The sequence below is a fragment of the Nocardioides sp. Z21_20 genome, from assembly GCF_059766585.1.
Map to the genome: position 1 here is coordinate 161264 of NZ_JCBAJX010000002.1, position 26717 is coordinate 187980.

General features: G+C 72.2%; 30 protein-coding genes and 1 tRNA gene. 16 read left to right on the forward strand and 15 right to left on the reverse strand.

Annotated elements, in window-relative coordinates:
* Window positions 1-205: 205 nt before the first annotated feature.
* Complete coding sequence (gene sepX / locus AC6EH9_RS04385; RefSeq protein WP_498420939.1) at window positions 206-1018, forward strand: divisome protein SepX/GlpR; 813 nt, start codon at window positions 206-208, stop codon at window positions 1016-1018.
* Window positions 1019-1088: 70 nt separating this feature from the next.
* Window positions 1089-1164: transfer RNA gene (locus AC6EH9_RS04390), tRNA-Ala, on the forward strand.
* 152 nt (window positions 1165-1316) lie between these two features.
* On the opposite strand, the gene AC6EH9_RS04395 is transcribed toward AC6EH9_RS04390, so the two are convergent.
* From AC6EH9_RS04395 to AC6EH9_RS04410, 4 genes are read right to left on the reverse strand one after another with little or no spacing between them, the layout of a single operon-like run.
* Entirely contained in the window at window positions 1317-1922 is a 606-nt protein-coding gene (locus AC6EH9_RS04395; RefSeq protein ID WP_498420940.1) for a response regulator transcription factor, read from the reverse strand.
* A complete protein-coding gene (locus AC6EH9_RS04400; protein ID WP_498420942.1) occupies window positions 1919-3001 on the reverse strand; it encodes a sensor histidine kinase in 1083 nt (360 codons plus the stop codon). Before AC6EH9_RS04400 ends, AC6EH9_RS04395 begins: the two co-directional genes overlap by 4 nt.
* Entirely contained in the window at window positions 2998-3777 is a 780-nt protein-coding gene (locus AC6EH9_RS04405) for an ABC transporter permease (protein ID WP_498420944.1), read from the reverse strand. The genes AC6EH9_RS04400 and AC6EH9_RS04405 overlap by 4 nt, the downstream gene beginning before the upstream one ends.
* Window positions 3774-4676: an ABC transporter ATP-binding protein gene (locus AC6EH9_RS04410; protein WP_498420945.1), complete on the reverse strand. Its 903-nt coding sequence runs from the start codon at window positions 4674-4676 to the stop codon at window positions 3774-3776. Before AC6EH9_RS04410 ends, AC6EH9_RS04405 begins: the two co-directional genes overlap by 4 nt.
* A gap of 258 nt (window positions 4677-4934) precedes the next feature.
* On the opposite strand from AC6EH9_RS04410, the gene AC6EH9_RS04415 reads away from it, so the two are divergent.
* The 4 genes from AC6EH9_RS04415 to AC6EH9_RS04430 all read left to right on the forward strand — a co-directional run bounded on the left by AC6EH9_RS04415 (window position 4935) and on the right by AC6EH9_RS04430 (window position 8652).
* Window positions 4935-5666: a hypothetical protein gene (locus AC6EH9_RS04415; protein ID WP_498420947.1), complete on the forward strand. Its 732-nt coding sequence runs from the start codon at window positions 4935-4937 to the stop codon at window positions 5664-5666.
* Window positions 5667-5783: 117 nt separating this feature from the next.
* Entirely contained in the window at window positions 5784-7322 is a 1539-nt protein-coding gene (locus AC6EH9_RS04420) for a YjjI family glycine radical enzyme (RefSeq protein WP_498420949.1), read from the forward strand.
* A 4-nt stretch (window positions 7323-7326) separates the two neighbouring features.
* Window positions 7327-8052: a radical SAM protein gene (locus AC6EH9_RS04425; RefSeq protein ID WP_498420951.1), complete on the forward strand. Its 726-nt coding sequence runs from the start codon at window positions 7327-7329 to the stop codon at window positions 8050-8052.
* A gap of 72 nt (window positions 8053-8124) precedes the next feature.
* The gene (locus AC6EH9_RS04430) at window positions 8125-8652 is read left to right on the forward strand and encodes a Dps family protein (protein ID WP_498420952.1); all 528 of its coding nucleotides are present in this window, start codon (window positions 8125-8127) and stop codon (window positions 8650-8652) included.
* 31 nt (window positions 8653-8683) lie between these two features.
* Here the strand turns inward: AC6EH9_RS04430 and AC6EH9_RS04435 are convergent, their stop codons facing one another.
* The 3 genes from AC6EH9_RS04435 to AC6EH9_RS04445 are packed head-to-tail and all read right to left on the reverse strand — an operon-like array spanning window position 8684 to window position 10963.
* Complete coding sequence (locus AC6EH9_RS04435; RefSeq protein ID WP_498420954.1) at window positions 8684-9106, reverse strand: pyridoxamine 5'-phosphate oxidase family protein; 423 nt, start codon at window positions 9104-9106, stop codon at window positions 8684-8686.
* The gene (locus tag AC6EH9_RS04440) at window positions 9103-9255 is read right to left on the reverse strand and encodes a hypothetical protein (RefSeq protein ID WP_498420956.1); all 153 of its coding nucleotides are present in this window, start codon (window positions 9253-9255) and stop codon (window positions 9103-9105) included. Before AC6EH9_RS04440 ends, AC6EH9_RS04435 begins: the two co-directional genes overlap by 4 nt.
* Window positions 9256-9289: 34 nt before the next feature.
* Complete coding sequence (locus AC6EH9_RS04445) at window positions 9290-10963, reverse strand: dolichyl-phosphate-mannose--protein mannosyltransferase (protein ID WP_498420957.1); 1674 nt, start codon at window positions 10961-10963, stop codon at window positions 9290-9292.
* A 39-nt stretch (window positions 10964-11002) separates the two neighbouring features.
* Here AC6EH9_RS04445 and rsmI point away from each other — a divergent pair, with 39 nt between their 5' ends.
* The 7 genes from rsmI to AC6EH9_RS04480 all read left to right on the forward strand — a co-directional run bounded on the left by rsmI (window position 11003) and on the right by AC6EH9_RS04480 (window position 18934).
* Window positions 11003-11854 (forward strand): 16S rRNA (cytidine(1402)-2'-O)-methyltransferase, encoded by an 852-nt coding sequence (gene rsmI, locus AC6EH9_RS04450; protein ID WP_498420959.1) that lies wholly within the window; start codon window positions 11003-11005, stop codon window positions 11852-11854.
* Window positions 11855-11889: 35 nt separating this feature from the next.
* On the forward strand, window positions 11890-12798 hold the full coding sequence (locus tag AC6EH9_RS04455) for an alpha/beta fold hydrolase (protein ID WP_498420961.1): 909 nt from the start codon (window positions 11890-11892) through the stop codon (window positions 12796-12798).
* 30 nt (window positions 12799-12828) lie between these two features.
* The gene (locus tag AC6EH9_RS04460; protein WP_498420962.1) at window positions 12829-13728 is read left to right on the forward strand and encodes a TatD family hydrolase; all 900 of its coding nucleotides are present in this window, start codon (window positions 12829-12831) and stop codon (window positions 13726-13728) included.
* Window positions 13729-14095: 367 nt separating this feature from the next.
* The gene (locus tag AC6EH9_RS04465; RefSeq protein WP_498420964.1) at window positions 14096-15199 is read left to right on the forward strand and encodes a resuscitation-promoting factor; all 1104 of its coding nucleotides are present in this window, start codon (window positions 14096-14098) and stop codon (window positions 15197-15199) included.
* A gap of 29 nt (window positions 15200-15228) precedes the next feature.
* Complete coding sequence (gene rsmA / locus AC6EH9_RS04470; protein ID WP_498420966.1) at window positions 15229-16182, forward strand: 16S rRNA (adenine(1518)-N(6)/adenine(1519)-N(6))-dimethyltransferase RsmA; 954 nt, start codon at window positions 15229-15231, stop codon at window positions 16180-16182.
* Entirely contained in the window at window positions 16179-17105 is a 927-nt protein-coding gene (locus AC6EH9_RS04475; protein ID WP_498420967.1) for a 4-(cytidine 5'-diphospho)-2-C-methyl-D-erythritol kinase, read from the forward strand. Before rsmA ends, AC6EH9_RS04475 begins: the two co-directional genes overlap by 4 nt.
* Entirely contained in the window at window positions 17105-18934 is a 1830-nt protein-coding gene (locus AC6EH9_RS04480; RefSeq protein ID WP_498420968.1) for an ABC-F family ATP-binding cassette domain-containing protein, read from the forward strand. The genes AC6EH9_RS04475 and AC6EH9_RS04480 overlap by 1 nt, the downstream gene beginning before the upstream one ends.
* A 147-nt stretch (window positions 18935-19081) precedes the next feature.
* Here the strand turns inward: AC6EH9_RS04480 and AC6EH9_RS04485 are convergent, their stop codons facing one another.
* Window positions 19082-19567: a MarR family winged helix-turn-helix transcriptional regulator gene (locus AC6EH9_RS04485; protein WP_498420972.1), complete on the reverse strand. Its 486-nt coding sequence runs from the start codon at window positions 19565-19567 to the stop codon at window positions 19082-19084.
* Between the two features lie 89 nt (window positions 19568-19656).
* Here AC6EH9_RS04485 and AC6EH9_RS04490 point away from each other — a divergent pair, with 89 nt between their 5' ends.
* Together AC6EH9_RS04490 and AC6EH9_RS04495 are read left to right on the forward strand one after the other, a co-directional pair.
* Window positions 19657-20451: a trans-aconitate 2-methyltransferase gene (locus AC6EH9_RS04490; RefSeq protein ID WP_498420974.1), complete on the forward strand. Its 795-nt coding sequence runs from the start codon at window positions 19657-19659 to the stop codon at window positions 20449-20451.
* Window positions 20448-20843, forward strand: a complete 396-nt coding sequence (locus AC6EH9_RS04495; RefSeq protein WP_498420976.1) for a VOC family protein — start codon at window positions 20448-20450, stop codon at window positions 20841-20843. The genes AC6EH9_RS04490 and AC6EH9_RS04495 overlap by 4 nt, the downstream gene beginning before the upstream one ends.
* Window position 20844: 1 nt before the next feature.
* Here AC6EH9_RS04495 and AC6EH9_RS04500 read toward each other — a convergent pair whose 3' ends face one another.
* The 6 genes from AC6EH9_RS04500 to AC6EH9_RS04525 form a co-directional block, all read right to left on the reverse strand.
* Window positions 20845-21432 (reverse strand): TetR/AcrR family transcriptional regulator, encoded by a 588-nt coding sequence (locus AC6EH9_RS04500; RefSeq protein ID WP_498421683.1) that lies wholly within the window; start codon window positions 21430-21432, stop codon window positions 20845-20847.
* Window positions 21433-21732: 300 nt separating this feature from the next.
* Entirely contained in the window at window positions 21733-22581 is an 849-nt protein-coding gene (locus AC6EH9_RS04505; protein WP_498420978.1) for an amino acid ABC transporter permease, read from the reverse strand.
* A complete protein-coding gene (locus AC6EH9_RS04510; protein WP_498420980.1) occupies window positions 22578-23282 on the reverse strand; it encodes an amino acid ABC transporter permease in 705 nt (234 codons plus the stop codon). The genes AC6EH9_RS04505 and AC6EH9_RS04510 overlap by 4 nt, the downstream gene beginning before the upstream one ends.
* Window positions 23283-23363: 81 nt before the next feature.
* Entirely contained in the window at window positions 23364-24260 is an 897-nt protein-coding gene (locus AC6EH9_RS04515; RefSeq protein WP_498420982.1) for a glutamate ABC transporter substrate-binding protein, read from the reverse strand.
* 86 nt (window positions 24261-24346) lie between these two features.
* Window positions 24347-25123: an amino acid ABC transporter ATP-binding protein gene (locus AC6EH9_RS04520; RefSeq protein ID WP_498420984.1), complete on the reverse strand. Its 777-nt coding sequence runs from the start codon at window positions 25121-25123 to the stop codon at window positions 24347-24349.
* A 104-nt stretch (window positions 25124-25227) separates the two neighbouring features.
* A complete protein-coding gene (locus AC6EH9_RS04525) occupies window positions 25228-25443 on the reverse strand; it encodes a hypothetical protein (protein WP_498420986.1) in 216 nt (71 codons plus the stop codon).
* A 51-nt stretch (window positions 25444-25494) separates the two neighbouring features.
* Between AC6EH9_RS04525 and AC6EH9_RS04530 the strand changes: the two genes are divergently transcribed.
* Window positions 25495-26001 carry a DUF2243 domain-containing protein gene (locus tag AC6EH9_RS04530; protein ID WP_498420988.1) on the forward strand — a complete coding sequence of 169 codons (507 nt, stop codon included), beginning with the start codon at window positions 25495-25497 and terminating at the stop codon, window positions 25999-26001.
* Between the two features lie 19 nt (window positions 26002-26020).
* Here AC6EH9_RS04530 and AC6EH9_RS04535 read toward each other — a convergent pair whose 3' ends face one another.
* Window positions 26021-26665: a hypothetical protein gene (locus AC6EH9_RS04535; RefSeq protein ID WP_498420990.1), complete on the reverse strand. Its 645-nt coding sequence runs from the start codon at window positions 26663-26665 to the stop codon at window positions 26021-26023.
* Window positions 26666-26717: the final 52 nt, after the last annotated feature.

Here is a 26717-nt window from a genome sequence, read left to right on the forward strand (position 1 = left end):
GTCGGTTTCCCCGGTCGGCCGGGGATCGCTGAACTTGTCGGCTGAATTTTCGCCCGACAACATCAGCGATTGACGGTTCAACGACCCTTGGCGACCGGATTTGGCGACCCCGATCACGCCTCAGTCACACCAGTCACATCAGTTGTTTTGCGACACACCTATGGACATGGGCCTCAAAAATCGCTAGGCCTCCTAATCTCTGAGCGTGGACCTGAGCGCTGTCATCTTCGTAGCCCTAGCCGTGGCGTGGGCTGTGTACCTCGTGCCCAAGGCCCTCAAGCACCATGACGAGGCGGTGCGTGGCGGGTCGGTCGACCGGTTCTCGCACACGATGCGGGTGCTGGCGCGCCGAGAGCCTGCCGCCACGACGCCCGGGCGGGTCCCCTCCGCCCCGGTCGTCGAGACGCCGGCGGCCCGCCCCACGCCCGCCCAGCTCAGGGCACGCCGCGAGGCCTCGCGCCGCGCCACCCAGCGCCGTCGCCGCGTGCTGAGCGTCATCCTCGCCCTCAACCTGGTCGTGGTCGCGCTCGCCGCCACCGTATCGATCAGCTGGTGGTACGTCGCGATCCCGGCCACGCTGCTGGTGGCCTGGCTGGTCACCTGCCGGGTGATGGTCAAGAGCGAGCGCCGTCCGTTCGAGGTGCAGGTCACCGCGCCGGTCGCGGAGATGAACGAGGAGACCGGCGAGATGGAGTTGGTCCCGGCGAGCTTCCAGGTCGCCCGCAACGAGCAGGGCTTCGACGAGGTCGCCGCCGAGGCCGAGACCTCGATCTCGATGGCCGCCGCGACCGTGGACCCGACCCTGTGGGACCCGCTGCCGGTGACCCTGCCGACGTACGTCACCAAGGCGCCGGCCGCGCGCCGCAGCGTGCGCACCATCGACCTGGACTCGACCGGGGTGTGGTCCTCGGGCCACGCCGAGGGCGACTCCCGCATCGCCCGCGAGGCCGACGAGGCCGCGCAGGCGGCTCGCGCCACGCGTGGCGACGAGGACGGACGGCGCGCCGTCGGGTCCTGACCGGACCTGATTCGGTCGCCGCCGCAACGGGTGCTAACGTTTCCTCTCGCGTCGGCCTGGCCGGCGCACTGGGGCTGTGGCGCAGTTGGTAGCGCGTCTCGTTCGCAATGAGAAGGTCAGGGGTTCGAATCCCCTCAGCTCCACCAGTGCACACCAAGCGGCAGGTCTGCGGACCTGCCGCTTCGTGCATTTCACGGGTCGGGGCCAGTCGGCCTCGGCTGGCGGCGCCGACCCGTCATCGACGCCGGGACACGCCGACGAACACGTCGAGGCAGTGACGGGTCGCGAGGTCCGGGGGTCAGATCCAGCCTCGTGCCAGGGCGGTGCGGGCGGCTTCGGCCCGGGTGGCCGCTCCGGTCTTGCCGATCGCGGCGGAGAGGTGGTTGCGCACCGTGCCCTGGCTGAGGTGGGCGGAGCGCGCGATGGCCGCGACCGGGGAGCCGTTCACGCTCAGCCGCAGGATCTCCGCCTCCCGGTCGGTGAGCGGCGAGGGGCCGGTGATCAGCGACTCCGCGGCCAGCGCGGGGTCGACGACGCGCAGCCCCGCGTGCACCCGGCGTACGGCGTCGGCGAGCTCGCGGGCCGGGGTGTCCTTGACGACGAACCCGGCCGCGCCGGCGTCCAGCGCCCGGCGCACGTAGCCGGGCCGTCCGAACGTCGTCACGATCAGCGAGCGCACCTCGGGCAGGTCCTGGCGCAGTCGCTCGAGCACCTCGAGCCCGGTCAGCCCGGGCATCTCGATGTCGACCAGGCAGACCTGCGCCGCCGAGGCCCGCGCCGCCTCGACGACCTCGTCGCCGCGGCCGACCTGGGCGACGACCTGCAGGTCCGACTCCAGGTCGAGCAGGGCGGCGAGGGCGCCGCGGACCAGGGCCTGGTCGTCGGCCAGCAGCAGCCGGATCATCCGAGCACCACCTCGACGCGGGTGCCGGGAGCCGCGTCGGCCACCGACAGCGCTCCGCCGGCGTCACGGACCCGCTCGCGCATCCCACGCAGCCCGTTGCCCTCGGGGCCGCGCAGCCCGTCGCCGTCGTCGGTGACCGTGACGCCACGCGCCGTGAGCTCGACAACCACGTGCCGGGCGCCGGCATGGCGCACCACGTTGGTGACCGCCTCGCGCAGCACCCACGCCAGCAGGGTGCGGTGGCGCGGGTCGGTGTCGGCCACCGAGCCGACCACCCGGGTCTCGATGCCGGCATCGGCCAGCACCAGCGGCGCGGCCGCCAGCTCGGCCTCGAGGTTCCCGGCGCGCAGCCCGCCGACGGTGGCGCGGATCTCGGCGAGCGCCTGACGAGCCGTCACCTGGATCGAGTCCAGCTCGGCCCGGGCGCGCTCGGCATCGACGTCGATCAGCCGCCCGGCCAGCTCGGCCTTGATGCTGAGCGCGGTGAGCGAGTGGCCGAGCACGTCGTGGACGTCGCGCGCGACCCGCTCGCGCTCCGCGGCCAACGCCAGCATCGAGCGGGTCTGGTCGAAGCGCCGCTCGCCCTGGATGAAGAGCCGCAGCAGCACCATCGCGACGATGATCGGCCACACCATCAGGAAGAAGAACGTCGGGAACCCGCTGTCGGTGAGCGCCGGGATCAGCGGCAGCAGCGCGACGGCGAAGGTCACCCGCGGCCACCAGGGAGCCGGCAGCAGCAGCGCCGCGGCGGCGCCCAGGTACGGCGTCAGGTCGATCGCCCGCATCCCGATGATCGGGGTCGTCGCGGCGGCGAGGGCCACCAGCGTCGCGAACACCGGCCACGGCCGGTCGTCGAGCGCTCCGAAGCCGACCATGTACACGGCCCCGAACGCCGCGAGGAGCCCGAGACCGATGCCGATGACGAGCGGCGAGTGCCCGCTCTCGAGCGTCGCGAAGACCGGGTAGACCAGGAAGACCAGCCAGATCCCGGCGAAGACCCAGGTGAAGCGCTCCCAGGGCGAGACCGGCGAGACCGGCGAGGCGGGCGAGACCGGGAGGGGCGGGCTGGCGGTGCTCACGCCCGCTCCCGGCTGCGTCGTACGCCCCACAGCGCCAGGCCCACCAAGATCACCGTCCACACGAGCACGTTAGCGACCGGGAGCCACACCGTCTCGTGCGAGCCGTCGCTGAGCCGTCCCTCGGTGATCGGATAGCGCGCCAGGGCCGCGTAGCCGTAGAGCGGGGAGAAGCGGCCCACCTCGAGGATCAGCCCGGACATCGGGGTGAACACGTTGCCCAGGAAGGCCATGATCACGATCAGCCCCGAGGCGATGGAGACGGCGTTCTCGCTGCGGAAGAACAGGCACACCGCCAGGCCGTAGACCGCGAACAGCGCCGAGCCCGCCCACACCACGAGCGCGGACAGCACCCAGTCGGAGGCCGAGCCCTCCGCACCGGTGAGCGCGCCGAGCGCGTAGATGGCCGCGATCGGGACCGCGGCGACGACCATCGCCAGCGCGGCCTTGAGGGAGACGAACGAGAGGGGCCGCAGCGGGGTGAGCGCGAGCTGGCGGCCCCAGCCCATGGTCCGCTCGGTGGCGGCGCCGCCGGCGACGTGGGTCGTCGCGGTCACCGCGCCGTACGCCGCCATCGACACCATCACGTACATCGAGACGTTGCCGCTGCCCACGGAGTCCTCCGAGCCGAGCCCGAACACCACGTACATGAACGTCGGCAGGCCGACGACGAAGAACATCGAGACCCGGTCGCGCAGCTGGCGGCGCAGGTCGAGCAGCGCGTAGCCGGTGAGCGCGCCGGACGTCCGGGGGGAGGGGAGGGCGACGGTACTGGTCATCGGAGGGCTCCGGTCAGGTCGTGGGCGGGGCTGGGGGTGCCGGTGGTGGGCGGGTCGCCGGCGGTCAGGCTGAGGAACGCCGCCTCCAGGCTGGCGCTCGACACGGTCACCTCGTCGACGCCCAACGGGCCCAGGGCCTCCCGGACCCGGGCCAGCCAGGCAGGAGCCACGCCGTCCCGGTCGAGGGCGGCGGGCGGCGGAGTGAAGGTGATCGTTCTGCTGCCGAACGCCGCCCGGACGTCGGCGGTCGGCCCGTCCTCGACGATCCGGCCGGCCCGCATCAGCACCGTCCGCTCGGCGAACTCGTCGGCCTCGGCGAGGTAGTGGGTGGCGAAGACGATCGTGCGCCCGCCGGCGGCGTCGGCGCGCATCGCCTCCCAGAACGACTGGCGGGCGTGAACGTCCATGCCGGTGGTGGGCTCGTCGAGCAGGATCAGGTCGGGGTCGGGCAGCAGGGCGAGGGCGAACCGCAGCCGCTGCTGCTCGCCACCGGAGCAGGCGCCCACCCGGCGGCCCGTGAGCGAGGCGAGCCCGGCCCGTTCGACGGCGTCGTCGACCCGGTCGCGGCGCCGGTGCAACGCGGCGATGGCGCGCACGGTCTCCAGCACGGTGAAGTCGGGCAGCAGGCCGCCGCTCTGCATCACCGCGCTGACCCGCCCCTCGGCCACCGCACGCCGCGGCGCCACGCCGTACATCTCGACGCTGCCGGAGGTGGGCGAGGTGAGCCCGAGCAGCATGTCGACGGTGGTGGTCTTGCCGGCGCCGTTCGGGCCGAGGAAGGCCACGATCTCACCGGGCTGGACGGTCAGGTCGACGGAGTGGACGGCGGTCACGGTGGAGCCGTCGGCGAGGGAGAAGGCCTTGCTCAGGCCACAGGTGCGGATCGCTGGGATCGTCATGCATCCAGCATCGGCCGACGAGCGCGGCCGGCCCTGGCTCACCTGTCACGACCTGGCCATGACGGGTGTCATGCCTGGCTCACCCGTTGCTGGTCGACCCGTCAGTGGCGCCGCGACACCCCGTCTAGACGGTCGAGGCATTGACGGGTCGCGAGGTTTGTGGGGGGAGGGGGCGTGGAAGGTTCAGCCGGGAGATCGGCGAGTTCTCGACGCCGTCGGGGCGGCGATCTCAGCTTTCTCAGAGGGGGAATGCACTTCATGCGCTCGACTCGTTCCGTCCGGATGGCCGTCGCGGCCGTCGCCACCGTCAGCCTGCTGGGGCTCAGCGCCTGCTCGGACGACTCCGAGGAGCCGAAGGCGGAGAACAGCTCCGCCGCCGAGGAGTCGCCGTCCGCAGACGAGGCAGCCGAGTCCGAGGAGCCCGAGGAGTCCGAGGAGTCCGAGTCGATGTCCGGGGGAGGACAGCCGGACTGGGCGTACCCGGTCGTCACCGACGGCGAGCTGATCTCCACCATCGAGGCCGGCGACGTCACCGTCGAGGTCTACCAGGTCGGCACCGCGAAGGCGACGAGGGACGGCCAGTTCGCGGACCCGAAGACCAACAAGCCGCTGCTGGCCAAGGGCGACGAGATCGTCTTCGTCAACTACGTCGTCACCAACAACGGCGACCCCATCGACCTCAGCATCAGCCTGGTCAGCATCTCCGCCCGCTACGACGACTGGGAGTGGATGCAGGGCATGGACGCCGTCGTCGACGAAGCGCTCTTCGAGGAGAAGGGGCTGAACGACGACGCCACGGTGCCGGGCTCCTTCCGGGAGCCCGGGGTGTACACGCTCGGCTCCGGCCAGCAGTACTCCTACGCCGAGAACTTCAAGCACCAGCCGAACTCGCCGATCACCTTCGACGTGTCGATCACCCCGGTCGACGCCGAGGGCGAGCTGCTCCATGACGACCGGGTCGAGGCCGAGGGCACCGGCACCATCGCCTGACCCGATCACCTGTCCCGCTCCATCCCGAGAGCCCCGAGCGCCCCGTGCCTCGGGGCTCTCGCCGTTGAGGCCGTTCGGCCCTACTTCGCCGGCGCCCTCGCCCGGGACCCTGGGCTGGTGGAGTCCGACGAGCTACGCACCCGCGCCCGCGCCCTGATCGACGACGAGACGCTGACCTACCACCAGCGTGTGCAGCGGCTGGCCGCCCTGGCCGAGAGCGCGCTGGCGCCGCCGCCGGTCTCCGCGGCGTGTGCGCGGGCGCTGGACAAGCGCGTCATCTGCGACATGTACGAGGGCAACGCGCCCTTCCGTCCGCGCTACGTGCTGCCCGACTACGCCAAGCTGCTGCGCGACGGCTCGGCGTTCCTCGAGCTCGGCCCGGCCACCGACCTGGACGAGGCGCTCAGCACGCTGCTCATCGCCTACTCCCAGGTCCCCTCCATCACCGGCTACCCGGTCTGGCTGGGGGACCTCGATGCGCTCCTGGAGCCCTTCGCCGCGGGTGTCGAGGACGAGCGGCTGTACCGGAGCCTGCGGCTGTTCTGGATCTCGCTGGACCGGATGTTCCCCGACGCCTTCACCCACGCCAACCTCGGCCCGGCCGAGACCCGGGTCGGCCGGACGGCCCTGCGCCTGGAGCGCGAGCTGCTGCAGGTGGTCCCCAACCTCACCCTGAAGGTCGACCCCGAGCAGACCCCCGACGACTACGTGCGCGATGCGGTGGAGACCGTGTTCGCGTGCGCGAAGCCGCACTTCGTCAACCATCCGATGATGGTCGCCGACCTGGGCCCGGCGTACGGCGTGGCGTCGTGCTACAACTCGCTGCGCGCCGGCGGGGGCGCCCACACGCTCGTGCGGCTGAACCTGCGCGAGGCGGCGCTGCGCCACCGGGGCTCGCGCGAGTCGTTCCTCACCGAGGTGCTGCCCCGCTACGTCGAGCTGGCCGCGGAGCTGATCGAGGCCCGCACCCGCCACCTGGTCGAGCAGGCGCGCTTCTTCGAGCACTCCTGGCTGGTCGCCGAGGGGCTGGTCCACCTGGACCGGTTCTCGGCGATGTTCGGCATCTACGGCCTGGCCGAGGCGGTCGGGTTGGTGCTCGAGCACGAGGGGTCCGCGGGACGCTACGGCCACGACGCCGCCGCCGACGAGCTGGCGCTGCAGATCCTGCAGACCGTGCACCGCCTCGTCGCCGAGCGCCCGCTGCCCTACTGCGAGGGGTTCGGTGCCCGGGCGATGCTGCACAGCCAGTCGGGCATCGACAGCGACGTCGACGTCACCGCGGGAGCTCGGATCCCGATCGGGGAGGAGCCCGGGCTGCTGCGCCACCTGCGGACCGTGACCCCCAACCACCGGCTCTTCGCCGCGGGCGTCAGCGACATCCTTGCCTTCGACGAGACCGCCCGGCGCAACCCCGCGGCCGTCGTCGACGTGATCCGCGGCGCCTTCCGCACCGGGATGCGCGACATCACCTTCAACCTCGACAGCAACGACTTCATCCGGATCACCGGCTACCTGGTGCGCAAGTCCGACCTGGCGCGCATCGAGGAAGGCGCCCGGCACGCGAGCACGTTCCTCGGCGCGGGCTCGGTGGAGCAGTCCCATGTCGAGCGGCGCGCGCCCAAGCGGGTGCTCGCCCGGGAGCTCGGCGAGGGGTGAGCCGATGCTGACCACGACCGGGCGGCTCGCGGACGTGATCGACTTCTCCTGGGTCGACGGCCCGGGCAACCGCTACGTGGTCTTCGTGCAAGGCTGCTCCTTCGACTGCATCGCCTGCCACAACCCCGAGACGATCCCGCGCCGGTGCCCCACCGCCCGCCGGGCGAGCGTGGCGGAGCTGCTCGCCGAGATCCGGGTGGCGGCGCCCTACCTGAGCGGGGTGACGGTCTCCGGTGGCGAGGTGACCACGCAGTACCCCTTCGTCCGCGAGCTGTTCGCCGCAGTGCGTGCCGACCCCGCGTGCGCGCGGCTGACCACGTTCGTCGACTCCAACGGCTTCGCGGTGCGCAACGTGTGGGACCGGCTGCTGCCGGTGCTGGACGGGGCGATGATCGACCTCAAGGCACTGGACCCCGAGGTCCACCAGCGGCTCACCGGGCGCCGCAACGACCTGGTCCTGGACTCCATCCGGCACCTGCATGCCCACGGGCGGCTGCACGAGGTGCGGCTGCTGCTGGTGCCCGGGCTCAACGACAGCGCCGAGCAGCTGGAGCGCACCGCGCAGTGGCTCGCGGCGCTGGACCCGGCGCTGCGGGTGGTCGTCCTCGGCTTCCGCCGCCACGGGGTGCGCCCCGAGCACCAGCACCTTCCCGAGGCGACCCCCGAGCTGCTGGCCGGCGCCCGCGAGCTGCTCGAGCGGGCCGGGCTGCGGGAGGTGAGCACCGTCTGAGGTAACCCTTACTGGAATGGTTCCAGAAAAGGTGGCATGGTTGCCCGAAGCGCCTACAGGAGGAGAAGAACCATGACCGAGACGACCCAGAGCACCACCCAGCACGTCGCCCGCCCGCCGTTCCAGGCGTCCGAGCAGCTGGCGTCCCACCTCCAGCAGCTCCACGTGGACCTGGTCGACCTGCACGTGCAGGGCAAGCAGGCCCACTGGAACGTGGTCGGCCTCAACTTCCGCGACCTCCACCTGCAGCTCGACGAGGTCGTCGACGCCGCGCGCGAGTTCTCCGACCAGGTCGCCGAGCGGATGCGCGCCATCTACATCACCCCCGACGGGCGCGCCCAGGCCGTCGCGGAGCAGAGCAGCCTGCCGCAGTTCCCGGCCGGCGAGGTCAACACCGCCGAGTGCGTCGACCTGATCACCGCCGCGCTGTACGCCGTGTGCGGCACCGCGCGCCGTATCCACGACGAGGTGGACGCCGAGGACCCGACCACGGCCGACATCCTGCACACCATCCTCGAGCGCCTCGAGCAGCTCGCCTGGATGATCGACTCCGAGAACCGGGTCGCCAACAAGAGCCTGCCGCGCCCGATCCACCGCTGAGCCGACCGGCCGGCCCGGCCTCGCCCGGCCCTCAGCCGAGCAGGCTCGGCGAGGCCAGGAACCTGTCCACGTCGACCCGCAGCGCCACGCGCTGCGGGTTGACGCGCGGGGCCCGGTAGCGCGCGGCGTACATCTGCTCGGCGCGACGCACCGACGCCGGGTCGTCGAGCAGCACCGCGCGTCCCTCCAGCGTCGACCACCGTCGCCCGTCCACCTGGCAGGCGGCGACCACCGCCCCGCCGGCTCCGGCGGCGCGCACCTGGCGGGCCTTGTGCGAGGTCGCCGAGGTGATCACCCACCCGCAGCGCCGCTCGTGGTCGAGCGCCACCCCGACCGGCACCACATGCGGGGTGCCGTCGGCGCGCAGCGTGGTCAGCGTGCACAGGTGCCGCTCGGTCCAGAAGGCCAGCAGCGCCGCCGGGAAGGCCTCCCAGCCGGGCCGGAAGCCGCTCATGCCCGGACCGCGCAGGTGGCCACGCACACCCAGCCCAGAGAGACCACCGACCAGATCGAGAACGCCCGCCCGGCCGGGGCCGGGAGCGTGGGGTCGGAGTCGAGCGTCACGGTGATCTGGCGGGCGCGGTCCGCGGCGGGGGCAGTCACCCGACCGAGCGTAGCCAGCGCGGCAGCGCCGGGCTCAGATCCAGCGGGAGAACCAGATCCGGTCGATCCACTCGGAGTGGGTGAGCAGCTCGTCGGTCCAGATCGGCCAGAACCACGCGAAGTTCACCAGCACCAGCATGAAGAACGACCCGGCCGCGACCACTCCCGCCGTACGCCGCGGGGTCGCGGCCGCCGCGCCGCCGGCGGGGCGTGAGCCGATCAGCCTGCCCATCGTCAGGGTGAGCGCGAGCACCAGGAAGGGCAGCGTCGCGATCGCGTAGAAGAAGAAGATCGGCCGGTCCGCGTTGGGCACCCACGGCAGCCAGGTGGACAGCGTGCCGACCACGCACAGGCCGAAGCGCCAGTCGCGCTGGCCGACCCACACCACCGCCGAGAAGATCAGCGCGAGCACCCCGCCCCACCACAGCACCGGCGTGCCGAGCAGCAGCACCTGGCGCAGGCAGTCGCTGCCCTCGGGGGCGTCGCAGCCCTGGTCACCGGGCTGGATGTCGAGCTGGGCGTCGACGCCGACGGGCCGGTTGAGCAGCAGCCAGCCCCACGGCGAGGAGGCGTAGGTGTGCTCGCTGTCGTCGAGGAACTGGGTGTGGAAGGTGAAGACGTCGCGGTGGTAGTAGGCCAGCGAGCGCAGCGACTGGACGACCTCGCCGAGGCCCTCGGCGTCGGGCTCGGTGGCGGTCGGCCACTGCTCGCCGCCGTCGTGGGTCGTGTACTGGGTCTGCGAGAGCGCCTGCTCGTACTCCTCGGCGTGCACCAGCCAGCCGGTCCAGGTGGCCACGTAGACCACGAAGGCCACGCCGACCAGCTGCAGGAAGGCCGGCACGCCGTCGACCAGCGCCGAGCGCAGGATCGGCAGCCGGACCCCGAAGGAGCGGCGCGCCCCGGCGCTCCACAGCCAGACCAGCAGCCCGAAGGCGGCCATCGGGAACAGCGCGGTCCACTTGGTGCCGACGGCGAGCCCGAAGCACACCCCGCCGGCGACCAGCCAGGGCCGCCAGAGCATCGCCCGCACCGGCCCCCAGCCGCCGCTCACCTGGCCCGGCACCAGCCGCGCCAGCCGGGCCCGTGAGGACTGCCGGTCGGCCACCAGGCAGTGCACGGCGCAGAGCAGGAAGAAGGCCAGGAAGATGTCGAGCAGGGCGAGCCGGGAGAGCACCAGCTGCAGCCCGTCGAAGCACAGCAGCAGCCCGGCCAGCAGACCGAGCGCCGTGGAGCCGGTGAGGCGCCGCGCGAGGCGCACCATCACCACGACCATCAGCGCGCCGACCACCGCCGAGGCGATGCGCCAGCCGAACGGGTCCATCCCGAACGCCTTCTCGCCCAGCGCGATCAGCCACTTGCCCACGTCGGGGTGGACGATCATCGACGGGTCCTCGAGCCAGTGGCCCCCGGTTTCGCCGGCCAGGATCGCCTCGTCGGCGCCGTCGTCGTACTCGCGGACGTAGCCGTGCTTGAGCAGCGACCAGGCGTCCTTGGCGTAGTAGGTCTCGTCAAAGGAGAACTGGTGCGGCGTGTCGAGGCGCCAGACGCGCAGGAACAGCGCGAGCAGCCCCGCCCCGAGTGCGGCCACCCAGCCGAGCAGCCGCTCGCGGGGGCTGCCGCGCAGCGCCCGCAGCGGCGCCTCTGCCCGCTCCTGGGCGGTCGGGACGACGTCGCCGGTGGCGGTGCGGGAGAGACCGGTCGTCGTCACGCTCGGAACTGTACTGAGTGCGCCTGCGATGATCGGGCCATGACAGCAGACGCGACCGCTCCCGGTGTCCTGGTCCTGGCGGGCACTCCGATCGGCCGGGTGGAGGACGCTCCGCCGCGCCTGGCCAGCGAGCTGGCCGGCGCCGACGTGGTCGCCGCCGAGGACACCCGCCGGCTCAGGCGGCTGACCTCCGAGCTGGGCGTGAGCGTGACGGGGCGGGTGGTGTCCTACTTCGAGGGCAACGAGGCGGCGCGGACCCCGGTGCTGCTCGAGGCGCTGCTCGAGGGCAAGCGGGTGCTGCTGGTCACCGACGCTGGGATGCCGAGCGTCTCGGACCCCGGCTACCGGCTGGTCGCCGCCGCCGTCGAGCACGACGTCACCGTCACCTCGGTCCCCGGGCCCTCGGCGGTGCTCACCGCGCTGGCCGTCTCCGGGCTGCCGGTGGACCGCTTCTGCTTCGAGGGGTTCCTGCCCCGCAAGGCCGGCGAGCGCGGCCGGCGGCTCGCCGCGCTGGCCGGGGAGGAGCGGACGATGGTGTTCTTCGAGGCGCCGCACCGCACCGAGGCGGCCCTGGCCGCGATGCGCGACGCGTTCGGCGAGGACCGCGCGGGCGCGGTCTGCCGCGAGCTGACCAAGACCCACGAGGAGGTACGCCGCGGCGCGCTCGCCGACCTGGTCGAGTGGGCCGCGGAGGGGGTGCGCGGGGAGGTGACGATCGTGGTCCGCGGCGCCGAGGTCGGGCACGACGTCGCCTCGGACCCCGACAGCCTGCGCGCCGCGGTGCTGGAGCTGGAGCAGGTGGGTACCTCCCGCAAGGACGCGATCGTCGAGGTGGCCCGGCGCGCCGGTGTCCCCAAGCGCGAGGTCTACAACGAGGTGCACAGATCCTGACCCGTCAGCCCGGAACGACCCCCCACGGAGGACACATGCCCATCAGCGACCGACTCACGACGTACACCCGCGACGGGCTGACCTTCGACGTCACCGACTCCGGCCCGCTGCCCGCGGACAGGACCGCCGCCGGCTCCGGCGAGATCGCGGTGCTCCTGCACGGCTTCCCCGAGCGCGCCAGCTCCTGGGCGCAGGTCTCCGCGGCCCTCAACGCGGCCGGGGTGCGCACCTTCGCCCCCGACCAGCGCGGTTACTCCCCGGGCGCCCGCCCGCGCGGGCGCGCGGCGTACCGGCTGAGCAACCTGGTCGCCGACGTCGAGGCGCTGATCGAGGAGATCCGGCTGCTGACCGGCACCGAGCGCGTCCACCTCGTCGGCCACGACTGGGGGGCGATGGTCGCCTGGGGCCTGGCCGCCACCCGACCCGAGCTGTGCCGCTCGCTGGTGACGGTCTCGGTGCCGCACCCGGCGGCGTTCCTCGGCTCGATGGTGCGCTCCACCCAGGCGCTGCGCTCGTTGTACATGGGCCTGTTCCAGACTCCGATCCTGCCCGAGGTGCTGGCCCGGACCAGCCCGGGCCGCGTCGAGGACGCGCTGCGCGCCGCGGGCATGGACGCCGACGGCGTGGCCCGGTTCCGCCGCGAGATCCTCGAGTACGGCGCGCTGCCGGGCGGGCTGGCCTGGTACCGGGCGCTGCCCCTCTCTCTGGCCGGCGCGTCGGTCCTGCGCCGTCCGGTCACGGTGCCGACCACCCACGTGTGGAGCGACGGCGACGTGGCGCTGGCCCGCAAGGGCGCGGAGCTGACCGAGGCGTGCGTGAAGGCGCCCTACGAGCTGCGGGTGCTCGAGGGCGTCTCGCATTGGATCCCGGCGCAGGCACCCGAGCTGCTGGCGCCGATCGTCCTGGAGCGCATCGCCTCCGTCGGTACGCGGGCCGCCAGCTAGCCTCGCGGGCCGCGGGTTAGCCTCGGTGGCGTGACCGAGCAGCCCACCCGAGCCCGCGCCGAGACAGACGAGCAGGGCAGCCGACGCGACCGGACCCGTCCGCCCGCACCCGAGCCGCTGCCGCACCCGGTGGTGGACAACCACTGCCACCTCGACATCGCCGACGGACCCGAGGGCGAGCACTGGCTCGGCACCGACCGGGCGCTGGCCGCGGCGGCCGAGGTGAACGTGACCCGGATCGTGCAGATCGGCTGCGACCTGCCCGGCGCGCGCTGGGCGGTGGAGGCGGCCGAGCGCTACGACGCGCTGGTGGCGGGCGTTGCGCTGCACCCCAACGAGGCTCCGCGGCTGGCCGCCGAGGGCCGGCTGGAGGAGGCGCTGGCCGAGATCGAGCGGCTCGCCGGCGCCCACGACAAGGTGCGCGCGGTGGGGGAGACCGGCCTCGACCACTTCCGCACCGGCGAGGAGGGCCGCGCGGCGCAGGTCGAGAGCTTCCGGCGCCACATCGACCTGGCCAAGCGGCTGGACAAGACCCTGGTCATCCACGACCGCGACGCCCACGCGCAGGTGCTGGAGGTGATCGACAGCGAGGGCGCCCCGCAGCGGTGGGTGATGCACTGCTTCTCCGGCGACGCCGACTTCGCCCGGGCCTGCCTGGACCGCGGCGCGCACCTGAGCTTCTCCGGGACGGTCACCTTCAAGAACGCCCAACCGCTGCGCGACGCGCTGGTGGTGGCGCCGCAGGACCGGCTGCTGGTGGAGACCGACGCGCCGTACCTCACGCCCCACCCGTACCGGGGCCGGCCCAACGCGTCGTACCTGATCCCGCTCACGCTGCGGGTGATGGCCGAGACCCGGGGCGAGGACCTGGAGGCGCTGTGCGCAGCCGTGGACGCCACCACGACGGCCGTCTTCGGGGGCGCCTGGTAGCCGTCGGCGGGGCTCGGGAGCCGGGTGAATCGCGTCACCACCCCGATGTGCGGGTCCCGGCGGAGTTTGATATGGCGGGATCCGCCGTTACTGTCGTGTGACTGACAGCCGGAATCGGGACTCCCGACCGGAGCAAGAGGTGGCCCCCAACGGGCAGCCGTCCGCAGCTGAGCGGGCGAAGCGGACGTCTTCCCCTGGCGTCCAGGCCGCCGAGACCCACGCACGCAGCTCGACGTCACCAGCGCCACCGGTGTCACGTGCGGGGATGCCCCGGCACCCGAGAACCGGACAGGACGACGTTCGGAGAATCGTGCAGAGCACGCTGACTAGCAAGCTGGCCCGCCTGGGTCGGAACAGAGCCATTCTGGTGACCGTGGCGACCCTGGTGGTGCTGGCTGTGGCCGGCAGCACGGTCGGATACTCCATGCTGACCAAGAAGGTCACCCTCTCCCTGGACGGCGAGGCCCGCAGCGTCTCCGCCATGGCCGGGACCGTCGGCGAGGTCCTCGAGGACGAGGGCATCGAGGTGGGCGAGCACGACATCGTCGCCCCCGACCCCGACCAGAAGGTGAGCGACGGGGACCGGATCACCGTCCGCTTCGGCCGGCCGCTCGAGCTGAGCGTCGACGGCGAGACGAAGACCCACTGGGTCAACTCCACCGACGTGCAGGGCGCGCTCGACGAGATCGGGCGCCGCTTCGGCGGCGCCGACCTCTCGGTGAGCCGCAGCGCCGACATCAGCCGCGAGGGCCTGGCCCTCGAGGTGGTCACGGCGAAGAAGCTGACGGTCCTGGTCGCCGGCAAGAAGGTCAAGGCCGACAAGGTCCACGCGCTCACCGTGCAGGAGGCTCTCGAGGAGCTCGGCGTCAAGCACGACGACGACGACGAGGTGAAGCCGCGGCTCAAGGCCCAGGTGGAGAGCGGCGACAAGATCGTCGTCACCAAGGTCAGGGTCGTCACCAAGCAGGCGCGCGGCGAGAGCATCGACTTCGACACCGTGAAGAAGAAGGACCCCTCGATGTACGAGGACGAGGACGAGGTCCAGCGCGAGGGCGTCCCCGGCAAGCGCGACGTCACCTACCGGCTGACCTACCGCGACGGTGAGCTGGTGCGCACCGAGGTGGTGCGCTCCAAGGTCGTCAAGCGTCCGGTCGACGAGATCGTGCGGGTCGGTACCAAGGAGCGTCCCGCCGAGCCGGCGGCGCCGAGCACCAACTACGCCTCCGGCAACAGCGTGTGGGACCGGCTCGCGCAGTGCGAGTCCGGCGGCAACTGGGCCATCAACACCGGCAACGGCTACTACGGCGGACTGCAGTTCTCGCTGTCCACCTGGCAGGCCTACGGCGGCACCGGGCTGCCCAGCTCGCACAGCCGCGAGACCCAGATCGCCGTCGCCACGAAGCTGCGCGACGCCTCCGGTGGCTACGGCGCCTGGCCGCACTGCTCCGCGCAGCTGGGTCTGCCCCGCTGACCACGCAGCGCGCCGACTACGCTGGTGGAATGCCTGACCAGGGCCCACCGGCCGCCTCCACCTCCGCCGGGCCGAGACTTCTCGGCCCGGCGGAGGTGCGTTCGCTCGCCGCGCGACTCGACGTGCGCCCCACCAAGCAGCGCGGGCAGAACTTCGTCATCGACCCCAACACGGTGCGCCGCATCGTGCGCGACTCCGGGATCGGCCCCGACGACGTGGTCATCGAGATCGGCCCCGGGCTCGGCTCGCTGACGCTGGCCCTGCTCGCGGTCGCGCGGCGGGTGGTGGCCGTCGAGCTCGACGAACGGCTCGCCGACGAGCTGCCCGCGACGATCGCGACCTACGCCCCCGACCACGTGGACGCCTTCGAGGTGGTCCACGCGGACGCGCTGCGGGTGCGCGAGATCCCGGGCCCGGCGCCCACCGCGCTGGTGGCCAACCTGCCCTACAACGTGTCGGTCCCGGTGCTGCTGCACATGCTGGAGCTGCTGCCCTCGCTCGAGCGCGGGCTGGTGATGGTGCAGGCCGAGGTGGCCGACCGGCTCGCCGCCGGTCCCGGCTCCAAGGTGTACGGCGTGCCGTCGGTGAAGGCCGCCTGGTACGCCGAGGTGCGCCGCGCCGGGGCCGTGGGACGCAACGTGTTCTGGCCCGCGCCCAACGTCGACTCCGGCCTGGTCGCCTGGACCCGGCGCGAGCCGCCGGCGACCACCGCCACCCGCGAGCAGGTCTTCGCGGTGGTGGACGCGGCGTTCGCGCAGCGGCGCAAGACCCTGCGCGCGGCGCTGCGTGGCCTGGCGGGCTCGGCCGAGATCGCCGGGGCCGCGCTGGCCGCGGCGGGCGTCGAGCCGAACACCCGCGGCGAGCAGATCGGGGTCGTCGAGTTCGCGCGGATCGCCGAGGGCCTGGCGCTGGCCCAGGCCGCCTGTGTCGAGGACGCCGGTGCCGAGGACGGCGTGACGCCGGCCGGGGAGGGCGCCCGGTGACCGCGGCGGTCCACGTCCCCGCCCCTGTCACCGTCCGAGCCCCCGCCAAGATCAACCTCCACCTGGGCGTCGGTGCGCCACGGCCCGACGGCTTCCACCCGCTGGTCACCGTCTACCAGGCGGTCGGGCTGCACGACGATCTGAGCGCCGCGCCGGGCCAGGGGCTGAGCATCGCCGTCGAGCCCGCGCCGTACGTCGACGCGGGCGCGGTCCCGCTGGACGGGTCGAACATCGCGTGGAAGGCGGCCCGGCTGCTGGCCGCGCACCACGGCATCGAGCCGCACGCCGCGCTCAGCGTCACCAAGGCCATCCCGGTGGCCGGCGGGATGGCCGGCGGCTCGGCCGACGCGGCCGCGGCGCTGGTCGCCCTGGACCGGCTGTGGGACCTCGGCACCTCCGACGCCGACCTGCTGCGGATCGCGGCCGAGCTGGGCAGCGACGTCCCGTTCGCGCTGGTGGGCGGCACCGCGCTGGGCACCGGGCGCGGCGAGGTGGTGGAGCCGCTCGCCGACGAGGGGCCCTGGTGGTGGGTGGTCGTGCCCTCGGACCGGGGCCTGTCCACCCCCGAGGTCTACCGGCACTACGACCGGCTCTTCCCCGACGCCGGCCCCACCCCGGCTCCGGCGCGGGCGCTGCTCGGGGCGCTCGCGGCCCGGGACCCGGCCCTGCTGGCGGCCACGCTGCACAACGACCTGCAGGCCCCCGCGATCGACCTGCGCCCCGACCTGGGCGAGGTGATCGCCCGCGGCGAGGAGGCCGGGGCCCTGCGCGGCATGGTCTCCGGGTCCGGGCCCACCGTCGTCTTCCTCTGCTCCTCCGGCCCCCACGCCCGCGCGGTCGCGGGCGAGCTGGAGACCGTCTCCCCTGTCGTCCTCGTCGCCAACGGCCCTGTCGCCGGCGCACACCTCGTGAGGTACTCCTGATGTCCAACCTGATCAACCTCGAGAAGGTCTCGAAGTCCTACGGCATCCGGCCGTTGCTGACCGACGTCTCGCTCGGCATCGCCGCCGGCGAGCGGATCGGCATCGTCGGGCGCAACGGCGACGGCAAGACCACGCTGCTGGAGGTGATGGCCGGCCTGGAGGAGCCCGACAGCGGCCGGGTCTCCCGCTCGCGCGGGCTGCACATCGGCTACCTGCACCAGGGCGACGAGCTGGTCGACACCCACACCGTGCGCGAGGCCGTCCTCGGCGGTCGCGAGGACCACGAGTGGGCGGCCGACTACGCGATGCGCGAGGTCGTCGAGGTGCTGCTCGCGGGCGTCTCGCTGGACCGCCCGGTGCTCGGGCTCTCCGGCGGCGAGCGCCGACGCTGCTCGCTCGCGGCGCTGCTGCTGGGCGACCACGACCTGATCATCCTCGACGAGCCGACCAACCACCTGGACGTGGAGGCGGTCGCGTGGCTGGCCCAGCACCTGGTGAACCGCCCCTCGGCGATGGTCGTTGTCACCCACGACCGGTGGTTCCTCGACGAGGTCTGCCAGTGGACCTGGGAGGTGCACGACGGGGTCGTGGACGCCTACGAGGGCGGCTACGCGGCGTACGTGCTGGCCAAGGCGGAGCGCACCCGGCAGGCCTCGGCCAGCGAGACGCGCCGCCAGAACCTCGCCCGCAAGGAGCTCGCCTGGCTGCGCCGCGGCGCCCCGGCGCGGACCGCGAAGCCGAAGTTCCGCATCGACGCCGCCAACGCGCTGATCGCCGACGTGCCCCCGCCGCGCGACCGCCTGGAGCTGCAGAAGTTCGCCACCCAGCGCCTCGGCAAGGACGTCATCGACCTCGAGGACGTCGACCTGGTGCGCGGCGAGCGCACGCTGCTGCACCACGCCACCTGGCGGCTGGGTCCCGGCGACCGGGTGGGCATCGTCGGGGTGAACGGGGCCGGCAAGACCTCGGTGCTGTCGCTGATCGGCGGCCTGCTCGAGCCGGCCTCGGGGCGGGTGAAGACCGGCAAGACCGTCTCCCTGCAGCACCTCACCCAGCAGCTCGACGACCTCGACCCCACCGAGCGGGTGCTGCCGTCGGTGGAGCGGATCCGCCGGGTCACCAAGACCGCCGACGGCGAGATCACCGCGATGTCGCTGCTGGAGCGGTTCGGGTTCACCGGCGACCGGCTCACGGCGCGCATCGGCGACCTCTCCGGTGGCGAGCGGCGCCGCTTCCAGCTGCTGCGCCTGCTGCTGCTCGAGCCGAACGTGCTGCTGCTCGACGAGCCCACCAACGACCTGGACATCGACACCCTCAACGTCCTCGAGGACTTCCTCGACGGCTGGCCGGGCACCCTGATCGTGGTCTCCCACGACCGGTACTTCCTGGAGCGGGTCACCGACTCGGTCTGGGCGCTGCTGGGCGATGGCCAGATCGCGATGCTGCCGCGCGGCGTCGACGAGTACCTGGAGCGCCGCGCGGCCGACCTGGCCGCCGAGGACGCCGCGCTGGCGGCAGCGGCCGCCGTACCGGCGTCGGGCTCGGCCGGGGCGTCTTCGACCGCGGGCGCTGCGGGCGGGAACGCTCCAGGGTCGAAGAAGGCCAAGGCCGGCAGCGCCGAGGAGCGGGCCGCGCGCAAGACCGTCGCCCGCCTCGACAAGCAGCTGGCCAAGCTCACCGCTCGCGAGGCCGAGATCAACGCCGAGCTCGCCACGCATTCCGAGGACTACGAGCGGATGGCGAAGCTGACCAAGGAGCTGGGCGAGCTGGCCGGCACCCGCGCGGACATCGAGCTGGAGTGGCTGCAGGCGGCAGAGCTGCTGGAGTGACGGGTGGGGCGGCCGGCGCGGTGTCGGTTTCCCCGGTCGGCCGGGTATCGCTGAACATGTCGGGCGAAATTTCGGCCGACAACATCAGGCTTCCCCGGTCGACCGGGGATTCCCACACGGCCGAGGGCGCCGATCAGGCCGGCGGGCTCAGCTGAACGACGACAGCAGCGCCCGCAGGCTGTCGGCCAGCTCCTGGCGCTGCGCCTCGGGGAGTACGGCGAGCAGGTCGCGCTCGGCGGCGACCAGGGCCTCGAAGGCGGCGTCGACGCGGGTCTTGCCCTCGGCGGTGAGGCGGACCAGGACCCCGCGGCGATCGCGCGGGTCGGGCAGCCGCTCGACGAGCCCGCGGGCGGCGAGCCGGTCGACCCGGTTGGTCATCGTGCCGCTGGTCACCAGGGTCTCGCGCAGCAGCCGGCCGGGGGAGAGCTCGTAGGGGGTGCCGGCGCGGCGCAGCGCGGCCAGCACGTCGAACTCCCACAGCTCGATCGCCTGGGCGGTGAACGCCGCGCGGCGGGCCAGCTCCAGCTGGCGCGCGAGACGGCTGATCCGGCTGAAGACCTCCACCGGACCCAGGTCGAGGTCGCCGCGCTCACGCGCCCACGCCTCGACGAGCTCGTCCACCTCGTCGCGCATGCGCCCATGCTAGCGCCCCGGTCGAGAATCTTGACATCGAGATAAGTCCGCCTGCAAACTGTCTTGACGTCGAGACAATTGGAGGCGACATGCAGAGCTGGGACCCCGGGCAGTACCTGACCTACGCCGATGAGCGCGGTCGGCCCTTCGTCGAGCTGCTCCAGCGGGTGGGCGCGCAGGCCCCGGACCGGGTCCTCGACCTGGGCTGCGGCCCCGGGAACCTGACCCGGCTGCTGGCCGAGCGCTGGCCGGGCGCGCAGGTGCGCGGCCTGGACAGCTCCACCGAGATGATCACCCGAGCCCGACGCGACGCGCCCGGCATCGATTTCGTCGTCGCGGACCTGCGCGACTGGCTCGCGCAGGAGCCGGAGCCGGCGCTGGACGTGCTGGTCTCGAACGCCACCCTGCAGTGGGTGCCCGGCCACCTCGAGCTGCTGCCCGCGCTGGTGAGCCGGGTGGCGCCCGGCGGCTGGCTGGCGCTCCAGGTGCCCGGCAACTTCGAGGAGCCCAGCCACACCATCCGCCGTGACCTGGCCGCCGACCCGCGGTTCGCGCCGTACACCGCGGACGTGGCGACGCCGCAGGCGCACGACGCCGCGACCTACCTGGAGGCGCTGAGCGGGCTGGGCTGCCGCGTCGACGCCTGGGAGACCACCTACCTGCACGTGCTGGCGGGGGAGGACCCGGTCTTCGCGTGGGTCGCGGCCACCGGGGCCCGGCCCACGCTGCAGGCGCTGCCCGAGCGGCTGCGTGCGGAGTTCGAGGGCGAGTTCAAGGAGCGTCTGCGGGCGGCGTACCCGGCGCGGGAGGGCCGGGTGGTGCTGCCGTTCCGTCGGGTCTTCGCGGTGGCGCAGGTGGCCGGCGGCGCGGAGGCGGGCCGATGAGGCTGCACCACGTCCAGGTGGCGTGCCCCCAGGGCGGGGAGCCGCTGGCACGCCGCTTCTACGCAGAGGGGCTGGGCCTGAGCGAGGTGGCCAAGCCCGAGGAGCTGGCCGCGCGCGGCGGCGCCTGGTTCCGGGCCTACGACGCGCGCGGCGCGGTAGCCGCGGAGATCCACGTCGGCGTGGAGGCGCCGTTCGCCCCCGCCCGCAAGGCGCACCCGGCGCTCGTCGTGGACGGGGTCGCCGAGCTGGAGGAGGTGGGGGAGCGGCTGCGCCGGCTGGGCTTCGAGGTCGACTGGACGCAGCGGTACAGCTTCACCGGCTACCAGCGCCTCCACAGCTTCGACGGACACGGCAACCGGGTCGAGGTGCTGGCCGCGCAGCCGGCCGGGTGAGTCAGGTGACGCGCAGGGCGCGCGGTGCCGCCTCCAGCGTGGACAGGCCGTTCCAGGCCAGGTTGACCAGGTGCGCGGCCACCTCACGCTTCTCGGGGGCGCCGAAGTCGAGCCACCACTGGCCGGTCGAGGCGACCATGCCGACCAGCATCCGCGCGTACATCGGCGCCAGCGCCGCATCCAGCCCCAGCCGGGCGAACTCGTTGACGAGGATGCCCTCGACCCGCCCCACGACGTCGCCGATGATCGTCTGGAACGTCGAGGACCCGATCGGGCTGTCGCGGGTGATGATCCGGAAGCCGTCGGGCGAGGACTCGATGTAGTCGAGCAGCGCCATCGTCGCGCCCTCCAGGATCTGGCGCGGGCCCCCCACCAGCGAGGCCTGCATCACCGTCAGCAGCTGGGTGACCTCGCGGTCCACGACGACCGCGTAGACGCCCTCCTTGCCACCGAAGTGCTCGTAGACCACCGGCTTGGACACCCCGGCCCGGGCCGCGATCTCCTCGATCGAGGTGCCGTCGAAGCCGCGCTCGGCGAACAGCGCCCGCGCCACCCCGAGCAGCTGCGCGCGGCGCTCCCCGCTGGTCATCCGGCTGCGGGTCCTGGGCGTGCTCACGCCAGCATCCTCGCAGACGCCCCGAGCAGGTGATGCCGGCGTTCGCTCCGCTCCGGCCGCCGTTTGGTCCCCAACGGAGAGAAATCCGGGCATCGCGCTGCCGTCTCTGCCCAATCGGCGACCCCGCACGCACGGCGGACGACGTCAACGGCGCGGTGCCCCGGCAGACGGGCGGCGCGGACGCCGATTGGTCAGAGACGGAGGGCTACGGGCGGAAATCCTCGCCGTTGGGGACCAAACGGCGCGTCAGGGAGACCGCCGAGGCCGGCGCGTTCAGACCGCCCGGCCGTCGGTGTTCCCGGCGCCCGGCACGACCAGCTTCTTCTCGCCCACGTACTTCTTCTGGACCCAGGTCGCGGCGCCGGTCAGGATCAGGTTGACCGTGACGTAGATCGCGGTGACGATCAGCGCGGCCTGGACCTGGTTGGCGAACTCGCCGTAGATCTGCTTGCCGACGAAGGTGAGGCCGGGCGCGCTGATGGCGTAGCCGAGGCTGGTGTCCTTGAGGGCCACGACGCACTGGCTGATGATCGAGGGCAGCATGATCTTCACGGCCTGCGGCATCAGCACGATCCGCATCACCTGCGACTTGCGCATCCCGATCGCATAGGCAGCCTCGGCCTGTCCGGCGGGAACGGCGAGCACCCCGGCGCGGAAGATCTCGGCGAGCACCGAGCCGTTGTAGAGCGTCAGCGCGATCACGACGCTCCAGTAGGCGCCGATGCCGCCCTCGCCGACGCCGTAGGCGAAGAACAGGAAGATCATCAGCAGCAGCACCGGGACGGCCCGGAAGAACTCGACGACCAGCCAGCACGGCCAGCGCACCCACGCGTGGTCGGAGAGCTTGCCGATCCCGAAGAAGGCGCCGAAGACCACGGCGAAGAGGATCGACAGACCTGCCATCTGCAGGGTCTTGAGCAGCCCGTCCACGAGGAGCGCTTGGACGTACTGCGGAGTCACGAAGGGCTCCCACAGGGAGTACTCGAGCTGCCCGTAGTCGTAGAAGCGCTTGATCACCAACGCCGCCGCGGCCAGCACCAGCAGGGTGCCCGCGATCGTGTAGATCCGGTGCCGGGCCTTGGTGCGGGGTCCCGGCGCATCGAAGAGGACGCTGTGGCTCATCGCGCGGCCACCGCCCATCGCTTCTCGAGTCGGTTGGCCGCCAAGGAGACGACCTCCACGATGACGATGTAGCCGATCGCGAACATGATGAAGACAAGCTCCCGTTCGTCGGCGTTGCGGTTGGAGAAGTACTTCATCCGGGCGGTGGCCTCCAGGATCCCGAAGACCCCGGCGATGGAGGTGTTCTTGATCAGGGCGATCTGGACACTGGCCAGCGGCGGCAGCGTCGCGCGCAGCGCCTGCGGCAGCACGACGTGGCGCATGGAGCCCAGGAAGGTGAGGCCGATGGCCCGCGACGCCTCGGCCTGGCCGAGGGGGACCGAGTTGATGCCCGAGCGGAAGGCCTCGCACACGAACGCCGCGGTGTAGAGACTCAGGGCCAGGCATGAGCGGAAGAAGAAGCCGGAGACGTACCAGTCGCCGGGGGTCAGCCGGTCGGTGATCTCCTCCACGGAGTTGAACGTCAGGCCCAGCTTGGGTGCCGCGATCGCCATGAAGATGAAGATCATCAGCAGCGGGGTGTTGCGCACCACGGTCACGTAGACCCCGGCCGCGCGGGCGAGCACCTTGACCGGTCCCACCCGCATCGCCGCGAGCGCGACGCCGAGGATCAGCGAGGCGATCCCGGAGATGACGAACAGGGCGATGACCATGCCGAACGCGCGCAGGTAAAGATCGAAGTTGGAGAGGATGTCGTCCACTCAGCTCACCGCCTTCCGTTCGTAGGGGACATGAGCGTGGGCCGGGCGCTCGCCCGGCCCACGCTCATGCAGGGGTCGTGATCAGGCCTGGCACTCGTCCAGGGTGGGCGGCTCGGGGGCCTCGGCGCCGGACTTGCCCAGCGTCGCGTCCCACGCGGCCTCCCAGTCGCCGTTCTCGAAGGACTCCTCGAGCACGCCGTTGATCCACTCGCACATCTCGGGGGTGGTCTTGGAGTAGCCGACGCCGATGCGCTCCTCGGAGAACTCCTCGCCGACGACCTCGAGCTCCTCGGGGTTGATGGCGGCGTATCCGAGCAGGATCGAGCCGTCCGTGGTCATCGCGTCGACGGTGCCGTTGAGGACCTGGTCGCGGCACTCGGAGTAGGTGTCGAAGCCGCGCGGCTTGGCGCCCTCGGCCTCGACGTTCTCCAGCGAGGTGGAGCCGGTCACCGAGCAGACCTCGGTGCCCTTGATGTCCTCGACGCCCTGGATGTCGCCGCCCTTCTTCACCAGCAGCTGCTGGCCGGTGATCATGTACGGCCCGGTCTGGCCGACCACCTGGCGGCGCTCGTCGGTCATCGAGTACGACGCGAGCACGAGGTCGACCTCGCCGGCCTCGAGGAAGGGCTCGCGGTTGTCGGAGATGGTCTCCTTCCAGGTCACCTTGCTGGTGTCGCTGGGGTCGATCCCGAGGTCGGCGACCAGGAGCTTGGCGATCTCGATGTCGAAGCCCGACGGCATGTCGTCGGTGGCGCCCTTGAAGCCGAGGCCGGGCTGGTCGTACTTGACGCCGACGGTGATCTTGCGGGCCTCGGCCAGCTCCTTCATCCGGGTGCCGGCGTCGAAGTTCTCCGCGGCGTTCTCCTTGGCATCGACCTTCGGCGCGTCGCTCTCCTCGTCGCCGGCGTTGCCGCACGCGGCGAGGGAGAGGGCGAGTCCGGCTGCCGCCAGCACCGCCTTCGTCTTGATGAGTCGCATGAGCTGTCTCCTTCTGTCGCGAGCCGGTCGGCCCCGTGGTGCTGGTGGTCGGTGCGGGTCAGTGCAGGGGGGGTGGTGCGCGCGGCTCAGTGCTTGAGGATCTTGCCGAGGAAGTCCTTGGCCCGCTCCGAGCGCGGGTTGGTGAAGAACTCCTCGGGGGTGTTCTCCTCCACGATCGCCCCGTCGGACATGAAGATCACCCGGTCCGCGGCGGTGCGGGCGAAGCCCATCTCGTGGGTGACCACGACCATGGTCATCCCGCGCTTGGCGAGATCGACCATCACGTCGAGGACCTCCTTGATCATCTCCGGGTCCAGCGCGGAGGTGGGCTCGTCGAAGAGCATCACCTTGGGGTCCATCGCCAGCGCACGGGCGATCGCGACGCGCTGCTGCTGGCCGCCGGAGAGTTGGGCGGGGTACTTCTCGGCCTGGTGGGCGATGCCGACGCGCTCGAGCAGCTCGCGGCCCCGCTTCTCGGCGTCGGCCTTCTTCTGGCCGCGCACCTTGATCGGGCCGAGCGTGACGTTCTCGAGGATCGTCTTGTGCGCGAAGAGGTTGAAGCTCTGGAAGACCATGCCGACCTCGGCACGGAGCTTGGCCAGGGCCTTGCCCTCCTGCGGCAGCGGCTTGCCGTCGAGGGTGATCGTGCCCTTCTCGATCGTCTCGAGACGGTTGATGGCCCGGCACAGGGTGGACTTGCCCGACCCGGAGGGGCCGATGACCACGACGACCTCGCCGCGGTGGACGGTCAGGTCGATGTCCTGCAGGACGTGCAGGTCGCCGAACCACTTGTTCACACCGTCGAGCACGACGAGCGGCTCTCCCTGGCCCGTCGGGGCAGGGTTCTTCTCCAGCGCTGTCATGGCGAGAAAGGTAGCGGCATGCGGGCTCTCCGGCCATCTCTGATGCTGGACAGAGGTCAACCGGAACCGTCTCGTGACCTTCTCGGGTCGCCGAACCGCCCGGCTCAGGTGGGTCCGGGCAGGTCGCTTCCCTGCTGGGAGCCGCCGGCGGAGATGCTCTCCAGGTAGCCCGCCATCTTCTCCTGCGCCGACGCGTTCTCGCGGCCGTGCGTCTTGGCCCAGTCCTCCGCTGCGGCCGTCATCGTGTCGCCGCGCTGTTCGTCGGCCATGCTTCCGTGCAGCTGGGTGGTCTCGTCGCCGGTCAGTGCCTCGTCGCTCATGGTCGAGCCCGTACCCGTTATCGCCGCGCGCCGAACGGGTACTCCCGCGCCATGGACACCTCGCCGCGACCTCCCTCGAAGGCCGCGGGCCTGCTCTACGGCCTCGGCCTGGGCGGCTTCGTCGACGGCATCGTGCTGCACCAGATCTTCCAGTGGCACCACATGATCAGCCACACCGAGGAAGCGCCGATGAACACCCTGGCCGGGCTGGAGCTGAATACGGTGGCCGACGGCTTCTTCCACCTGGCCACCTGGTTCCTGGTCCTGGCGGCGTCGATCACGACGCTGGCGATGTGGCGCCAGGGGCGCCTGGCGCCGTCCTGGGGCTTCCACTTCAGCCTGGTCCTCGCCGGCTGGGGGATCTTCAACCTGGTCGAGGGCCTGATCGACCACCAGATCCTGGGCATCCACCACGTCCGCGACGACCTGGGCGGCCCGCTGTCGTGGGACCTCGGCTTCCTGGCCCTGGGGGCGCTACAGCTGGGCGTCGGCTGGTGGTGGCACAAGCGGGCGGCGCGTGCGCTCGAGGAGCGACACCCGGCGCGCGCGCTCGCTTAGGAGCCGCGCCGCCGCGCCGTCAGCGCGCGACCACCCGGTAGTCGTCGCCGAGGACCTGCTGCAGCTCCCGGGCGATGGCGAAGCCCTCGTCCTCCCACGCGAAGATCGCTGCGTTGTTCTCTGCGGTTGCCACCTGGTACCTCCCGGCATCCGCAACCCAGGCAAGGACCCTGTTTCTCAACGCGTCGGGCGTCGTGGGGAGCGCCTTCGGTTCGCCGGCATCGCCCGCATGCTCGTCGGACAAGATCAGGTCGCCGCTCGTGGCATCGGCGTTCAGCCTGCTCAGCTGGACCAGCGTGCGCGGTTCGCGACGCGGTGCCTCGACCTCGATGCCGGGGTGGACCTCACTCGAGAGTCGCCGCAGGAGGTCCTGCTGTCGCTCGAAGTGTCGGCGCTTCCAGTCGTCACTGGGCTCGGCTCTCAGCGAGGCTGATTCCTCGCACCAGGCGGTCGCGTCATCGAAGAGCTCTCGCGAGATGCCGATCCACTCATGGAGCTCGTCGAAGTCGTCGCTGATGAAGACGCCGCCCTCCCAGAAGGGGCCGATCTCCGGGTCGCCGTCCCAAAGCCTCACCGAGCGGACCGGGTCGTCGGTGTCGTCACCCTCAGCGAACCCCGCAGGCGGGTGCGCATACCAGCCGAACCGCTCGCCCTCGTCACTCATGACCTGACTCTTCCAGACCGAGCCGGCGCGCATGGGCCACTTTGCTGCGCCA

Coding starts and splice junctions, on each gene's coding strand:
- AC6EH9_RS04410 (WP_498420945.1), bottom strand. CDS start 4,676: ATGACGATCCCAGCGATCCGCACCTGTGGCCTGAGCAAGGCCTTCTCC.
- AC6EH9_RS04515 (WP_498420982.1), bottom strand. CDS start 24,260: ATGCGACTCATCAAGACGAAGGCGGTGCTGGCGGCAGCCGGACTCGCC.
- AC6EH9_RS04455 (WP_498420961.1), top strand. CDS start 11,890: ATGCCCATCAGCGACCGACTCACGACGTACACCCGCGACGGGCTGACC.
- AC6EH9_RS04415 (WP_498420947.1), top strand. CDS start 4,935: ATGCGCTCGACTCGTTCCGTCCGGATGGCCGTCGCGGCCGTCGCCACC.
- AC6EH9_RS04520 (WP_498420984.1), bottom strand. CDS start 25,123: ATGACAGCGCTGGAGAAGAACCCTGCCCCGACGGGCCAGGGAGAGCCG.
- AC6EH9_RS04535 (WP_498420990.1), bottom strand. CDS start 26,665: ATGAGTGACGAGGGCGAGCGGTTCGGCTGGTATGCGCACCCGCCTGCG.
- AC6EH9_RS04530 (WP_498420988.1), top strand. CDS start 25,495: ATGGACACCTCGCCGCGACCTCCCTCGAAGGCCGCGGGCCTGCTCTAC.
- AC6EH9_RS04485 (WP_498420972.1), bottom strand. CDS start 19,567: ATGCGCGACGAGGTGGACGAGCTCGTCGAGGCGTGGGCGCGTGAGCGC.
- AC6EH9_RS04490 (WP_498420974.1), top strand. CDS start 19,657: ATGCAGAGCTGGGACCCCGGGCAGTACCTGACCTACGCCGATGAGCGC.
- AC6EH9_RS04395 (WP_498420940.1), bottom strand. CDS start 1,922: ATGATCCGGCTGCTGCTGGCCGACGACCAGGCCCTGGTCCGCGGCGCC.
- rsmI (WP_498420959.1), top strand. CDS start 11,003: ATGACAGCAGACGCGACCGCTCCCGGTGTCCTGGTCCTGGCGGGCACT.
- AC6EH9_RS04505 (WP_498420978.1), bottom strand. CDS start 22,581: ATGAGCCACAGCGTCCTCTTCGATGCGCCGGGACCCCGCACCAAGGCC.
- AC6EH9_RS04430 (WP_498420952.1), top strand. CDS start 8,125: ATGACCGAGACGACCCAGAGCACCACCCAGCACGTCGCCCGCCCGCCG.
- AC6EH9_RS04500 (WP_498421683.1), bottom strand. CDS start 21,432: ATGACCAGCGGGGAGCGCCGCGCGCAGCTGCTCGGGGTGGCGCGGGCG.
- AC6EH9_RS04480 (WP_498420968.1), top strand. CDS start 17,105: ATGTCCAACCTGATCAACCTCGAGAAGGTCTCGAAGTCCTACGGCATC.
- AC6EH9_RS04405 (WP_498420944.1), bottom strand. CDS start 3,777: ATGACCAGTACCGTCGCCCTCCCCTCCCCCCGGACGTCCGGCGCGCTC.
- AC6EH9_RS04495 (WP_498420976.1), top strand. CDS start 20,448: ATGAGGCTGCACCACGTCCAGGTGGCGTGCCCCCAGGGCGGGGAGCCG.
- rsmA (WP_498420966.1), top strand. CDS start 15,229: ATGCCTGACCAGGGCCCACCGGCCGCCTCCACCTCCGCCGGGCCGAGA.
- AC6EH9_RS04435 (WP_498420954.1), bottom strand. CDS start 9,106: ATGAGCGGCTTCCGGCCCGGCTGGGAGGCCTTCCCGGCGGCGCTGCTG.
- AC6EH9_RS04525 (WP_498420986.1), bottom strand. CDS start 25,443: ATGAGCGACGAGGCACTGACCGGCGACGAGACCACCCAGCTGCACGGA.
- AC6EH9_RS04425 (WP_498420951.1), top strand. CDS start 7,327: ATGCTGACCACGACCGGGCGGCTCGCGGACGTGATCGACTTCTCCTGG.